Raw genomic sequence first — 14,294 nt, forward strand, 5'->3', positions numbered from 1 at the left:
ACCAGACCCGCAGTACGATCAAAAACAGGAGACACCATGAGACAACCTTCCAGATTCATCCTGGCCAGCGGCCTGCTTGCAGCGATAGGCCTTTCCTGCGCACAACTGGCCGTGGCCGGCTCACTGACTGTCTACACGGCACTCGAGGATGACGAGATCTCGGACTATATGGCCGTGGCCAAGAAGGCCATGCCCGATATCGATTTCCATGTACTTCGCCTGTCCACGGGCGACCTGGCGGCGCGCCTGCTCGCCGAAGGCAAAAGTCCGCGCAACGATGTCATCTGGGGGTTCGCCGTCACCAATATGCTCGATCCGCGCATTCGCGACAACCTGCAACCCTATCTGCCGGAGGCGGCCAAAAAGCTTCCCGACATCTACAAGGGTGCCGACGGAAAATGGTTTGCGGCCACGGGCTATATGGCCGCATTCTGCGTGAATACCGAGAGATTGAAATCCAAGGACCTGCCCATGCCCAAGAGCTGGGAGGATCTGACCAACCCGGCGTACAAGGGTGAGATTGTCATGCCCAGCCCCGCCGCATCCGGCACCGGCTATCTGCAGATCGCCGCCATACTCCAGGGCATGGGCGACGACAAGGGCTGGCAGTTGATCAAGGAAATCAATCCGAACGTCGCCCAGTACACCAGTTCTGGCTCCCGCCCATGCAAGATGGCCCGCACCGGCGAATATGCCATCGGCGCATCATTTGCCTTTCCGGCCATGCAGTCCATCGAACAGGGCTTCCCGGTGAAGATGGTGATCCCGTCCGACTGGGTCGGCTATGAGCTTGAAGCCTCGGGCATCATGGCCAGCACGCAGAACCTGAAGGACGCGAAACGGTTCCTTGACTGGACCGTGTCTCCCGATGCAGCCGAGCTCTACAAGAAATACAAGGAGATCATCACCATTCCGGGCGTGGAGCCATCGGAGCAGGCGGTCAAGGCCGGGCTGCCCGACGATGTGTCCAAGGTGCTGTACCCCATGGACTTCGAAAAATCGGCCAAGGAACGCGCCGATATCATCAAGAAGTGGCAGCAAGTCACCGCTAAGTAGCATCCTCGCTGCGTGCCTGTCCGGCACGCAGCATTTTCCTTTTTTTGCGCCATGCCTGTGTGAGCCCGCGCGCCGCATGGCTGACACGCGAGACACGCCGATGACCCTGGAAATCTCCCGACTCAGCAAGAAATTCGACGATTTCGTGGCGCTGGACGATATCAACCTGAGTGTGGGCGAGCATGATTTCGTCTGTCTGCTCGGCCCCAGCGGCTGCGGCAAGACCACCTTGCTGCGTATCATCGCCGGTCTGCTTCAGGCGGACACGGGAACCCTGACGTTCGAAGGTCGCGACCTGACCGACATGCCCGCTCGAGAACGTAATTTCGGCATTGTGTTCCAGTCGTACTCCCTCTTCCCCAACATGACTGTGGCCGAGAATGTGGGCTACGGCCTGCGCATCCGCAAGGCTGCACGGTCGCAGATAACCCAGCGCGTCGGTCAGCTGCTGGATCTTATCCGCATGGCTTCCATGGCAGACCGCTATCCGTGGCAACTATCCGGAGGCCAACAGCAACGGGTGGCGCTTGCCCGTGCATTGACGGTCGATCCAAGGCTGATCCTGCTGGACGAACCGCTTTCGGCTCTTGACGCAAGAGTGCGCGACGAGATGCGGCAGGAAATACACGATGTGCAGCGCCGCCTGGGCATACCCACCATCATGGTGACGCACGATCAGGAAGAGGCCCTGACGCTGGCCGACAAGGTGGTATGCATGAACAACGGCGTGATCGAGCAGATCGGCACGCCACAGACACTGTATGAGCACCCGAATACACGATTTGTCGCGGATTTCGTGGGCGTGAGCAATCTACTGCAGGCGGACTGGGTCGCCGCGCAATGGCCGGCACTCATGGCCGGATGTCCCGACGGCGGCCCCGAAGCGCATCAACTATGCGTCCGGCCGCAGCATATTCGCCTGCTGCCCGCCGAGGATGGTCCTGTCCGCGTCGATTCCACGACCTTCCTGGGCAACCTGCTGCGCACGCGCACCCATTGGGGAGAACAGCGCTTCATCGTGGAAAGCCACGGCGAGGCGCCGCTGCCGGCCGGCGCACGCGCCCGTCTGGAGATCGATGCCAGCCACTGCAGCTGGGTCCGCTGCTGACATCATGCCTGGCAACAGAAAAGGAGACGCCATGCGAGCCGGCTCTGCCGCCCTGCCCTCCCCCACGCCATCGCGCCGTGCGCGCGCGGTTCCACGCACTGCCGAACAGTGGCTGGCATGGGTGTGTATTGCGGTGCCCACGCTGGCGCTGATTTTGTTCTTCCTGTTTCCCCTGGCCACGATATTTCTGCACAGCGTCACGCTTTTCGATGGCTCCATCGGCCTGGACAACTATCGCGCCATCACCACCACGCCAGGACTGGTGCAGGCGGGCTGGAACAGCCTGGCGATCAGCGCCGGCACCACGCTGGTGTGCATCGTTCTGGGCTTCGCCATTGCCTATGGTCTTGAACGCACCTGCATGCGCGGGCGCGAGGCGATCAGGATAGGCCTGCTTCTGCCCTTGCTCGCACCCTCCCTGGTACAAGGCCTGGGCTTGCTGTTCCTGCTGGGCCGCAACGGCCTCGTATCACGCTGGCTGGGCATAGACATGAACATCTACGGCTTCTGGGGCTTGCTGCTGTCGGACGTGTTCTATGCCCTGCCCCAAGCCATTATGATCATCCAGGCCGCGCTGCGCAGCGCCGACACACGCTATTACGACGCAGCGACTGTCATGGGGGCCAGCGCTTCCCAGCGCTTCTTTCACATCACGCTGCCCAACTGCCGCTTCGGCCTGCTGAGCGCGGCCTTCGTGGTTTTCACGATCACCATCACCGATTTCGGCAACGCGGCCGTCATTGCTGGCGACTACCGCGTGCTGGCCACCGAGATATTCAATCAGGTGTCCGGGCAGCAGAATTTCGGCATGGGCTCGGTGGTGGGCATCATCCTGCTTGCGCCCGCCCTGGTTTCGGTCTACATCGAACGCGTGTCGAGCCAAAAGCAGTTCGGCGTGGCCACCGACGGGCAGATTCCGGTACAGCCTCAACGCAAGCCCTTGCGCGACAGTGTCTTCACAGCCATTGCGTGGCTGACCGTGCTCCTTATTCTTTCCATAGTCGCCGTGGTGGTGTTTGCCAGTTTCGTCAAGCTGTGGCCCTACAATATGGCACTGACACTGGCCAATTTCGACGTCAATATCAGCAGCGGCTACACGCCCATCTGGACCACGCTGTATGTATCCGTAGTGGCTGCCGTCGCAGGCGTGCTGCTGCTGTTCGCAATGGCCTATGGCATGCGCCAGATACACGGACCGGTCGCCAAGGCGATCTACCTGCTGGCCGTACTGCCCGTGGGCGTGCCCGGACTCGTACTGGGCTTGTCCTACATCTTTGCATTCAACAACCCCGCCACTCCGCTTTACTGGTTCTACGGCACCGCGGTGCTGATTGCGCTGTGCAATTTCTATCATTATCACACCCAGGGCTTCCTGACGATGACCACCGGCATGCGGGCTGTGCCTCAGGCGCTTGAAGAGGCCGTGTCCTGCCTGGGAGGCCGCAGCCGCCATGTGCTCGGCGATGTGATACTTCCGTTCATCGCGCCCACAGTCCTGGCTGTGTTTTTCTTTCTGTTCATGCGCTCCATGGTGACGCTGTCCGCGGTCATCTTCCTGGTCACGCCGGAACTGAATCTGGCCGCCGTGTCAGTCATGCATCTGAACGAGGCCGGATTTGTGTCTCAGGCGGCGGCGTTTTCCACCATTATCATTATCGTCGTTGCCTGCGCCATGCTGCTCATGCGCGGGCTTGTGCATCACTTCCGTCCCAATCTGAATCAAAAACTAACCTAGGCCATGTGGTCAGAATCTCGTCTACAACGTATCCAGACCCTGCTGCAACGCTTCGAGCGTATTACCACGGGGCACGTAGCACAGGAACTTGATGTGTCGCGCGAGACCGTCAGACGCGACTTCCTGGAGCTGGAGGCACAGGGCGTGCTCAAGCGCGTCCATGGCGGCGCCTTGCTGGTGCAGGAGGAGCCGCCCATAGACAAACGCAACACGATACGCGTAAGCCACAAGCAAGCCCTCGCGCGGGCCGCGGCGCAGCGCATCGATCACCCAGTCAGTCTGTTCATGGATGCGGGCAGCACGACGACACTGCTGGCACGCGAACTGGCCTTGATGTCCAACTTGACCATCATCACCAATTCGCTCGATGCCGCGGCGCTGTTCCGTGACAGCCAGGCCACGGCGCGGCAGAACAACCAGATCATACTGATTGGCGGCCAGCTCAGCGAACATGTTGCCGCAACCACGGGGCCGTCGGCCGTGGAGGAAATACACCGTTTCCAAGTGGATATCGCGCTGCTTTCTCCTGTGGGCGTGGACGCACGCCACGGCGCCACCAGTTTTCATCATGGAGAGGCCGTTATTGCGCGAGCCATGTCGTCCTGTGCCCGGCAGACGTGGATACTGGCCGACTACAGCAAGATCGGCGTGCGCAGCAGGGAAAGCTATTGCATGCCCGACCGAATCGGCCTTCTGGTGAGCAACACCCAGGCCCGACAGCGCGAAGGCTATGAGGCGCTCGCCGCCGCCGTGCCCGAAGTGCTCCTGGCCTGAAGGGCGTGCCGCGGCAGCCTGGCCAGGCCACGCCCAGTCAGGGCTGCAAATGCGCCCGCAGCGCTCGGTTGAATCCCTCGGCATCCTCAAGATTGGACAGATGCGATGCATCGAGGTCAATGCGCCGCGCCCCCGCTATCCGGCCCGCGATATAGTCCGCGTGCTCCGGCGTCGTCACGGGATCGTGTCTCCCGGTAAGGACCAAGGTTGGCGTGTGTATGCGCTGGAGCTCATCGCGGAAGTCGGCCTGGCCGATGGCCTCGCAGCAAGCCGCGTAGCCTTCCGGATCGGTACGGCCCAGCGCTTGCAGCCACGGGTCCACAATCTCTGGGTGTGTGGACACGAAGCGGGCGGTAAACCAGCGGGCAGGCGTGCCCGCCACGACAGGCTGCATGCCTTCCTTGCGCACCAGTGCGGCGCGTTCACTCCACGCTTGCGCCGTGCCGATGCGCGCAGCCGTGTTGGCAAGCACGAGGCGCTCGAGGCGCTCGGGCGCATGCCGGCCAAGCCACTGCCCGATGAGACCACCCATGGAAATTCCACAGAATGAAAAACGTGGCAGTTCCAGTGCGTCGGCCAGTTTCAGGACGTCGCGACCAAGCTGTTCGATGGTATATGGCCCCGCGTTCTTGACCGAGCTGCCATGTCCGCGTGTGTCGTAGCGAAGCACTTGATATGTGTCGCGCAGCGCTTCAGCCTGTGCGTCCCAGAGCGACAAGTCCGTTCCAAGCGAATTGGAGAACAGCAAAACCGGTGCGCCGCCGGGCCCTTCAAGAACGTAATGGAAGGATGCACCATCCAGGTCCAGGGTGCTCATGACTGGGCCTGCAAGGACGAAGGATGCTGGCACAACGGCGTTACCTTGATGACCATGTAGGGAAACAAGGGCAACTGGCTCAATAGCTGGTGCAGCTCGCTGTGATCGGCCGCATCGAAAATGCTGATGTTTCGATACTCACCCACCACGCGCCATATGTGCGGCCATTTTCCCTGACGCTGCAGATCCAGCGCATAGGCCTTTTCCCTGGCCTTGATGTCATCTGCCCGGTCCGCGGGCATGTCATGCGGCAGATTCACCGTCATGTCTACCATGTATAGCATTTTGTCCTCGCAATGAAAGGTCATGAACCATGCATCGACTGTACCCTGATATGTGCGACGGCGGATCACACGCGGGCCCGCTGTTTCACCAGACGGTCGAAGTGGAGATTTTGACATTCCCTATCATTGTCTTACAATTCACATCAAAGCCTTTGCGCTTTCGTTTCCTTGCGTGACGCGCCAGCACATTTCGACCGCTACGCAGCTGCAGTCCCATCCGAAGGGAGAGTAGCCGGCAAGATAGCGAGACTGACTCCCCCTTCATCATTTGGAGGAGGCAGATCATGTCACAAAACAAACCACCCTTCAGTTCCACCGCTGCCGCGACGCCCGCGCGGCCGTCGCGAAGACGCGTGCTGCAGGCGGCCGGCGCTGCTGGACTGGCATCCATCGCAATGCCGCTGTTCAGGATAAGGTCGGCCATGGCGGCCGAGCGCTCTCTGAAGATTCTGCAATGGAGCCATTTCGTTCCAAGCTACGATACCTGGTTCGACAACTTTGCCAAGGAGTGGGGCAAAGCCAATGGCGTGAATGTCGTGGTGGACCACATCAATATCGGCGACCTGGTCACAACGACTACATCGGAAATGTCCGCCGGCTCGGGTCACGACCTGATAGAACTCGGCCCTGAAGCGGCCCAGTTCATGCCGAACGTGCTGGACATGGCCGATATCAACCAAGAGGCGGGCAAGCAGTTTGGCGCGCCCTTTTTTGTTGCGGAACGCGTGTCCAGGAATCCGGTCACCAAGGCCTGGTATGCCTTCTGCCACGGGTGGACGATAGACTGCGGCGACTACCGTCAATCGCTGTGGAAAAAAGCCGGTATGCCGCAAGGACCGGACAGCTGGCAGGAATTGCTCGAGGTAGGTGCGCGGATACGCGACGAACAGGGCGTGAAGGTCGGCATAGGCATGTCGCAGGAACTGGATTCGAATATGGCGGCACGCTCGATATTGTGGGCGTGGGACACCTATGTCCAGGATGAATGGGACAATGTGGTGCTGAACAAGGGCGTCTTTCGGCGGCGCGCCGTGGAAGCCGTGAAGTACATGACCGATCTGTTCCAGAAGGCAATGACGCCCGCCGTATTTTCCTGGAATGCGGCATCCAACAATCAGGATCTGATCGCAGGGCAGGCTTCCTATATATTGAACTCAATCTCGGCCTATCGGTCGGCGCAGCAGAGCAAGCCGGATATCGCACGCGATGTGTTCTTCACCGGACCGCTTGCCGGACCCAACGGCACGCGCTGGGCCAATGTGCACGTGCTTTACAACTACATCATTCCTAAGTTCGCCAAGGCTGGCGAAGATACAGCCAAGCAGTTCATCCTGCATCTGCTCAAGAGCTATGACCAGGCTGTCTATCAAAGCAAGCTCTACAACTCGCCAAGCTATTTCAACACCGCCGTGCCGGACGGCGAACGCGGCTACGACAAGGTGGACGGCGCTTCGACCTTGAAACAGTTGAGCGACGCCTGGTTCACGCATGATCCGTTCAAACTGGATGGCGAGGCGGACGGCAAGCTGGCCTCTCTCAAGAGCGCCACGGAATGGACCACCAACCTGGGACATCCGGGCTATTCCAGCCCTGCCGTGGGCGAGGTGTTCAATACCTTCATTCTGCCCAACATGATGGCCAAGGCCGCGCGTGGCGATCTGAAGCCGGAAGAGGCCGTGGATGAGGCGGCCGGTCGCATCAGCAAGATCTATGAAAACTGGCGCAAGCGCGGACTGATAGGCGGCGACGCCTGAGGCAACATCTTCGCAGCCCGCGGCGGCGGTCGCGGGCGCCTCCTTCAATACGAGAGGTGTGAATTGGCAAGCTTGAGCATTCGGGATCTTCATACGTACTATGGCCGCGTCAAAGCGGTCGAAGGCATCAGTCTTGACGTGCCCGATGGCGAGTTCCTGGTGCTGCTGGGCGCCTCGGGGTCAGGCAAATCGACATTGATGCGCACCATTGCCGGGCTGGAGCAGCCGACTTCCGGAACGATACTGATCGGCGACAAGCTGGCCAACGATCTTGCACCGAAGGATCGCAATATCTCGATGGTATTCCAGAGCTATGCGCTGTATCCCCACAAGACCGTGGAGAAGAACATTTCCTTTCCGCTGGAAGCGCTCAAGACGCCCGCGGCAGCCATACGCGAGAAAGTCGACTGGGCGGCCGGGCTGTTCGGCATCGGGCATTTGCTCACGCGCAGGCCCCGCGAACTTTCGGGTGGAGAGCGCCAGCGTGTTGCATTGGCCCGGGCGCTGGTGCGCTCTCCCAGCCTGTTTCTGATGGACGAGCCGCTGTCCAACCTGGACGCCAAGCTGCGCCACGCCGCGCGGCGTGAATTCAAACGCCTGCATCAGGAAACCGGCGTAACCACTATTTATGTGACGCACGATCAGGTTGAGGCGATGGGGCTTGGACAGCGCGTGGCGGTCATGAACGCAGGCAAGATTCAGCAGATAGGCACGCCGCACGAAATCTACCATGAGCCGGCCAACACGTTTGTGGCGCAATTCATGGGCTCGCCTCCCATGAATCTGCTGCCGGAAGGCGATGTGCTCATCGGTTTCCATCCCGAGCATGCCTATCCATCCAACAGTGTCGTACCGGACGGTGCATATCCGGTCAGCATGCTTGTTCAGCAGGGTGAATTGCTTGGTGCCGATGCGCTGGTGTACGGTATCGCCGGAAACCCGCCAACGGACATCATCATCAAGCTACCCGAACTCGGCGCCGAATCGCTGCGAACGGGCATGCACCACCACTTCCATGTGCCGCCAGGCCTGGTCCAGCGCTTCGACGCTGGGACGGGACTGCGCCGCCGCTAGGAGACCAGCATGAACGGATCCTTACCGGCTCATTCGGGCATGACCGCGGGCACGCGCGACAACTGGCTGGCGGCGGCCATGGTTTTGCCGGCAATTCTCTATATTGCGCTGCTGCTGGGCGTGCCCATCATTCTGGCGGTGTACTACAGCCTCAGCGACATTACGACGGGAGGCATTGCGGCAAAGTTCGTGGGCCTTGCCAATTTCGAGGCCCTGTTTTCCCGTCCTGATTTTCTGCGGGCCGTCGGCAACACGCTGCTGATCACAACGACCACTCTGGCAGGTGTGCTGGTGCTCGCCACCATACAGGCCGAACTGCTATTGCGTGATTTTCGGGGCAAATGGATAGTCCGCTTCCTGATCCTGCTGCCTTGGACAGCGCCCGCCTCCTTGAGCGTGATTGCCTGGCTGTGGATGCTGGACTCGACATTCAGTCCACTGGACTGGCTGCTGCGCGCAATGGGGTTGATGGGCAAGCAGGGAGACCTGTTCGGACCCTTTCCAAATGCCTACTGGCTTGGGCGGTCCGGACTGGCGCTGGCGTCCATTGTGTTGGTGAATATATGGCGCATGCTGCCCCTGGGTACCGTGATCATACTGGCCGGACTCAATGGCGTACCGCGCGATATCGCCGAACAGGCACAGATAGATGGTGCAGGCTACTTCCGCCGCTTGTTCCAGATCGTGTTTCCCATTCTCTATCCCGTCTTTGGCGTCACGATCCTGTTTACCTTTGTGTTCACATTCAGCGATATCGTAACCGTCTACATACTGACACGCGGCGGGCCGGCAAACAGCACGCAGGTACTGACCACACTTGCATTCTTCACCGGCGTGCAGGGCGGCGCACTCGGTCAGGGCGCGGCGGCGGCGCTATTTCTCCTGCCAGTATTGGCCGCCGTATCGGTGATTATTCTGGCCGCCATACGGCGGCGGGAGATCTGACCATGTCGAGAAAGGCAAGGTATTATGGCGGCCGCGGCGGCCTGTACGCCGCGGTTCTTCTGTTCACGCTGTTTTCGGCCCTGCCCTTCTACGTCATGCTGATCACGACGTTCAAGACGCAGTCAGACATATTCTCGCCGGCGAACAATCCGTTCTGGTTCACCGAGGCACCCACGGTGGCCAACATAGAGCAGTTGTTCCTGCACACTCAGTTCACACAGTGGCTGCTGAACACGGCACTGGTGGGGCTGGCTGTGGTGGCCATCACATTGGTGCTGGCGGTGCCCGCCGCCTATGGCCTGGCGCGCCTTGCGGGAAGATGGGGAGAGTCGCTGGGCATAGGGATTTTTCTGAGCTATCTTGTGCCGCCGACGCTGCTTTTCATTCCCTTTTCCAAAGTCATCGCGCTTCTGGGCCTGCAGAATTCCCTGTGGGCGCTGGTGCTGGCCTATCCGACCTTCACCATTCCATTCTGCACCTGGCTGCTCATGGGCTTTTTCAAGGGTATTCCCGTGGACATCGAGGAGCAGGCCATGATAGACGGGCATGGACGGCTGGGCGCCTTTCTACACGTTATCCTGCCACTGGCGATGCCGGGACTGCTCACGGTCGTTGTCTTTGCCTTCACGCTGTCCACCAGCGAATTCATTTACGCCCTGGCCTTTGTCACGAGCTCCGCCTCGAAAACCATCAGCGTTGCCGTGCCCACCGATCTTATACGTGGCGATGTATACCACTGGGGGCCTCTGCTTGCCGGCGCGCTGATTGCCAGCATCCCGGTGGCGGTGCTGTACACCTTCTTTATCGACCAACTGGTTGCAGGTCTGACCGCCGTAGCGCGCAAATGACCGGCTTGCAACGAAAAGGCCACGGATCAACCTGGGCGCACAACATTGCTACAGATTGAAATCGCAGACGGGCACGGTGCGCACGCCCCGTGCCGACATGGCAGCCAGGAATGCCTCGTATTCCCGCTCGAATCCGGTAACCGGGCTGATGCAATCCCCAAGAAGAACAAGCTGTCGCGCGCGGTCCGGCTCGAGATACTCGAGCAGATGCTCCGTGGTGGCACGCACGCAGTGGCTGCCTGCTTCGCCAGCCACCACGATGACATCGGCAGACTCAAGACGCCCCAGCAGCATCCGATTGACATCGGTGGCCGGATCGTCGGGATCGGGAACTTCGGCCTTCACGGCGCTGTAATGCTCGGTAAGCGGGTTCTGGCCTTTCAGAATCTTGCCCACCGACTGCGCGCGCCGCGATTCCCAACTGTTGTAAGCCGCATGTACGGCGGCATGGACGCCGTGGCCCCAACTTCCTATCTCGCAGTGAGCGGGCCAAATCATATGGGTATAGCGCCCGGCTGATTCGAGTGCGTCAAGATAAGCCAGTACGCGATCCAACAGTGCGGGATCCCGCGGCAAATAGTCTCCCGTGCGCACCTGACCGGCAGTTATCGGGGTGAAGGGCGCGACGTCGGCGCCAGCCGGACCGACCCAGAATGCTGGCCGCTCTATGCCCACGTGATGATGGGAATCGAGCGTTACCGTAATGCCGGACAGCTTTTCCCCATGGATGCGGATAAAGTCGGACAAGCGCAACATGTCCTCGTGCGCCAGGGACCGCTAATTGTGGCCGCAGACGTTCGGTGCGCCCAGCCATGGGGTCCGCCGGAAGCCATTCGTCGGGCAGGTCGCAGAAATCGTTCTGGGGGTCAACGATCAGTAGATGAATATCTTTGGCCATGGGGGCACCGCGGAAAACGAAACCATCAGTCTATAACGACCACACCATCTCCCGCCACGACGCCCTTTCCCGCGCCGCGCACAAACATGGGATTGATTTCCGCTTCCCGGAGCCTGTCGCCCAGTGCCAGCACCATTTCGGAGAACGATTGAATGCAGCGGGCCATGGCCTGCACATCCCGCGGCGGCTGGCCGCGATAGCCGGTCAACAAAGACCAGGTCTTGAGGCTGCGCAACATATCCATGGCCTCATCGAACCGCAGCGCGCGATCCAGCGGCTGCATGCGAAGCTGCGTATCCGAGAGCAGCTCCGTATGCGTGCCGCCGGCACCCAGCAGGATCGCCGAACCCAGGCTGTCCCGGGCAAGGCCAAGCAAGAGCTCGTCTGCATCGGTAATCATCTCCTGCACCAGGAAGGCCCGCGGGGCATGGCCGGTGCTCTCGAGCACCTGGCGTCGCATGCTCGCAAGCGCGGGGCCCACGGACTGCGCATCCAGCCCCAACGCAACCCCCCCCACATCACGCTTGTGCGTAATATCGGCCGACAGGATCTTCAGCGCAATACTGCCTCCGAATTGCACGGCCGCCGCCTGCGCCTGCACCTCGTCATGCACGACGGTCTCGCGGGTGGAAGGAATGCCAAAGCGGGCAAACAACAGTTTGGAAGACGCCTCGTCAAGCGTGCCGCTGGCCTGCGCCAAGCCGGCAGGGAGCAAGGAAGGCCCTCCATTCGGTGTATTCACGGCTTCGCGCGCTCCTTCCATCTGTGCTTCCGATCCTCCGGACGCTGGACCGCCAGGCAAGGCATGCATGGCGAGAAATGCCGCAGCGCAGGCTTCGGGCGCATTGAAGGCGGGGATACCCCGTTGATTCAAACGCGCTGTGATGTGCGGAGCATGCGGGCTGACATAAGCGATCACGGGCTTGGCGCTCAGATGCAGGCATGCGCCAATGGCATCCGCCATGAGATCGGGTTGTGCAAGCGCCGACGACCCGACCACCGCCACGATGCCATCATAGGTATCGCTATCCATCAAGGCGCTGATGGCGGATCGCAGCACCTGCGGATCAAGACCGGCCAGCGTGACATCGATGGGATTGCGATCCAATGCCGATTGCGTGTGCTGTATGCTGCGCAGCCGTTCCGATGTCGCCGCATCGGGAACGGGTGTTTCAAACCCGGCAAGCCCAAGGCTGTCGGCGACCAACGTGCCCGCACCGCCAGTCGATGTCAGTATCGCAACACGCTTTCCCCTGAGCTTGCGGCCCACGGCAAGCGCGGCGGGCACATTCAGCAGATCCGCAAAATCGTACACGCGCCAGATGCCCGCATCGCTGAATAGCGCCTCATACATGCGATCCGCGCCCGACATCGCCCCGGTATGAGAAACCGCCGAGCGCGCACCGGACTCCGAGCGGCCTATCTTGAATGCGACGATGGGCTTGCCCGCCGCGCGCGCGCGCGCCGCCACCCGCCGAAAGCGCACCGGATCGCGCAATGTCTCCATATACAGAGCAATCACGTGCGTGGCCGCGTCGTCCACCAGTGCGTCAATGATGTCCGCCAAGCCCAGGTCGGCTTCGTTGCTGGTGGAAACCAGTTTTGAAAACCCGATGCCCTGCGCCGCCGCCCGGGACAGCAGCGATCCCAGAATGCCGCCGCTCTGGGATACCAGTGCGATATTCCCCGCAGGCAGCAGACCGGCCTCCAGTGCGCCGCTGGCCGACAGCGGAATGCCGTCCGTCAGGTTCACCAGCCCAATCGTGTTCGGGCCGAGCAGCCGCATTGAGCCGGCGGCCTGCTTGAGTGCCTGCTGGCGACGCGCGCCATCCTCGCCAAGTTCCGCATAGCCACTGGCCAGCACGATGGCGGCCGCCGTGCCCTTGGCCGCAAGCTCACGCACCGCTTCGATGGCTCTGTCCGCACTCAGCATGACGATGGCGACATCCGGCGGCTGCGGCAGGGATGCTATGTCCGGAAAGCACGGCACACCGTCGATATGACTGACTTTGGGATTGACGGGATAAATGGCGCCCGCGTAGCCGTGTTTGCGCAGGTAGGCAAGCGGCTTGCCGGACGTCTTGGCCGGGTCTGCCGAGGCGCCAACGATGGCGACGCTGCGCGGTCTGAACAGGGAATCGATGGTACTCATTGCTTATCGGCCCCGCTCCGCTTTTCCAGGAATGCGGCAATCGACTGCCTGTGCTCCGTACTGGTATAACAGATCGCCTGGGCTTGGCTGCCTTGGGCGAAAACGGCTTCCGCATCCATTTCGAAGCTCTTGTTCAGTATCGACTTGGACAATGCAATGGCGGACGCCGAGCCCTGCGTGCAATCGCGAATGAAGGCGCGCGCCTGCTCAAGCAGACTGTCCTGGGGGACAAGCTGGTCCACGACACCTATGCGTTGCGCCTCAGCGGCGGAAATTGTCCGGCCCGAGTAAATCAGATGCCGTGCCTTGCTCAGGCCTACGCGGCGTGGCAGGAAGTACATGCCGCCGCCGTCGGGAATCAATCCGCGCAGTACATAGTTCCAGGCAAAGGAGGCCGCCTCGCCGGCCACGACAAAATCGCAACTGAGCGCGATGTCCGCCCCGAGACCGGTGGCTGCGCCATTGACGGCCGCCACCACGGGCTTGGGCAGTGTGTGCAGAAAGGCAACGACCTGATGTGTTTTTTGCTGGCGGCTCCAGCCGTTGAAGGCCAGTTCTCCCAGAGGCGCCTGGGCGCGCTCCCGCATGGCGGCAATATCGCCCCCCGCACAAAAAGCCTTGCCCGTTCCTGTGATGACCACGGCCCGCACCGATTTGTCGTCGGCAAGGCCGCGCAGTGCGGCAAGCAATTCCTCGCGCATGCCGTCATCCAATGCATTGCGCTTTTCTGGACGGTTGAGAACGACAGTGGCGATGCCATCCTCGGTTTCCAGCCTGATACGGTTTGTACTGCTCATCTGATGTAATCCGGAAGTTGTTGGGCATGCCGGCGCCAGCACGAGATTGCAC

Annotated in this window: 12 protein-coding genes and 1 pseudogene; 8 read left to right on the plus strand and 5 right to left on the minus strand. The window is 60.9% G+C overall.

What is annotated here, in order from left to right:
* The first annotated feature begins 36 nt into the window (after positions 1-36).
* From ERD78_RS03580 to ERD78_RS03595, 4 genes are all read left to right on the plus strand, one after another.
* Complete coding sequence (locus tag ERD78_RS03580; protein ID WP_129967868.1) at positions 37-1,056, plus strand: ABC transporter substrate-binding protein; 1,020 nt, start codon at positions 37-39, stop codon at positions 1,054-1,056.
* A 100-nt stretch (positions 1,057-1,156) separates the two neighbouring features.
* Positions 1,157-2,164, plus strand: coding sequence for an ABC transporter ATP-binding protein (locus ERD78_RS03585; RefSeq protein WP_129968331.1), 1,008 nt, complete (start codon positions 1,157-1,159; stop codon positions 2,162-2,164).
* Between the two features lie 31 nt (positions 2,165-2,195).
* A complete protein-coding gene (locus ERD78_RS03590) occupies positions 2,196-3,899 on the plus strand; it encodes an ABC transporter permease subunit (protein ID WP_129967869.1) in 1,704 nt (567 codons plus the stop codon).
* Positions 3,900-3,902: 3 nt separating this feature from the next.
* The gene (locus ERD78_RS03595; protein ID WP_129967870.1) at positions 3,903-4,673 is read left to right on the plus strand and encodes a DeoR/GlpR family DNA-binding transcription regulator; all 771 of its coding nucleotides are present in this window, start codon (positions 3,903-3,905) and stop codon (positions 4,671-4,673) included.
* Between the two features lie 37 nt (positions 4,674-4,710).
* Here the strand turns inward: ERD78_RS03595 and pcaD are convergent, their stop codons facing one another.
* Together pcaD and catC are read right to left on the minus strand one after the other, a co-directional pair.
* The gene (pcaD, locus tag ERD78_RS03600; RefSeq protein ID WP_129967871.1) at positions 4,711-5,490 is read right to left on the minus strand and encodes a 3-oxoadipate enol-lactonase; all 780 of its coding nucleotides are present in this window, start codon (positions 5,488-5,490) and stop codon (positions 4,711-4,713) included.
* Positions 5,487-5,774 carry a muconolactone Delta-isomerase gene (gene catC, locus ERD78_RS03605; protein ID WP_129968332.1) on the minus strand — a complete coding sequence of 96 codons (288 nt, stop codon included), beginning with the start codon at positions 5,772-5,774 and terminating at the stop codon, positions 5,487-5,489. Before catC ends, pcaD begins: the two co-directional genes overlap by 4 nt.
* 284 nt (positions 5,775-6,058) lie before the next feature.
* On the opposite strand from catC, the gene ERD78_RS03610 reads away from it, so the two are divergent.
* The 4 genes from ERD78_RS03610 to ERD78_RS03625 all read left to right on the plus strand — a co-directional run bounded on the left by ERD78_RS03610 (position 6,059) and on the right by ERD78_RS03625 (position 10,395).
* The gene (locus ERD78_RS03610; protein ID WP_129967872.1) at positions 6,059-7,528 is read left to right on the plus strand and encodes an ABC transporter substrate-binding protein; all 1,470 of its coding nucleotides are present in this window, start codon (positions 6,059-6,061) and stop codon (positions 7,526-7,528) included.
* A gap of 72 nt (positions 7,529-7,600) precedes the next feature.
* Positions 7,601-8,602: an ABC transporter ATP-binding protein gene (locus ERD78_RS03615; protein WP_245152316.1), complete on the plus strand. Its 1,002-nt coding sequence runs from the start codon at positions 7,601-7,603 to the stop codon at positions 8,600-8,602.
* 9 nt (positions 8,603-8,611) lie between these two features.
* Positions 8,612-9,547 carry a carbohydrate ABC transporter permease gene (locus ERD78_RS03620; protein WP_245152317.1) on the plus strand — a complete coding sequence of 312 codons (936 nt, stop codon included), beginning with the start codon at positions 8,612-8,614 and terminating at the stop codon, positions 9,545-9,547.
* A 2-nt stretch (positions 9,548-9,549) separates the two neighbouring features.
* The gene (locus ERD78_RS03625; protein ID WP_129967874.1) at positions 9,550-10,395 is read left to right on the plus strand and encodes a carbohydrate ABC transporter permease; all 846 of its coding nucleotides are present in this window, start codon (positions 9,550-9,552) and stop codon (positions 10,393-10,395) included.
* Positions 10,396-10,443: 48 nt separating this feature from the next.
* On the opposite strand, the pseudogene ERD78_RS03630 reads toward ERD78_RS03625, so the two are convergent.
* The 3 genes and pseudogenes from ERD78_RS03630 to ERD78_RS03640 form a co-directional block, all read right to left on the minus strand.
* Positions 10,444-11,293, minus strand: a pseudogene (locus ERD78_RS03630) (cysteine hydrolase family protein).
* 25 nt (positions 11,294-11,318) lie between these two features.
* Positions 11,319-13,445, minus strand: coding sequence for an acetate--CoA ligase family protein (locus tag ERD78_RS03635; protein WP_129967875.1), 2,127 nt, complete (start codon positions 13,443-13,445; stop codon positions 11,319-11,321).
* Entirely contained in the window at positions 13,442-14,242 is an 801-nt protein-coding gene (locus tag ERD78_RS03640) for an enoyl-CoA hydratase/isomerase family protein (protein ID WP_129967876.1), read from the minus strand. Before ERD78_RS03640 ends, ERD78_RS03635 begins: the two co-directional genes overlap by 4 nt.
* Positions 14,243-14,294 lie beyond the last annotated feature (52 nt).

The organism is Allopusillimonas soli (assembly GCF_004153445.1).
Taxonomy (GTDB): Bacteria; Pseudomonadota; Gammaproteobacteria; order Burkholderiales; family Burkholderiaceae_B; genus Allopusillimonas; species Allopusillimonas soli.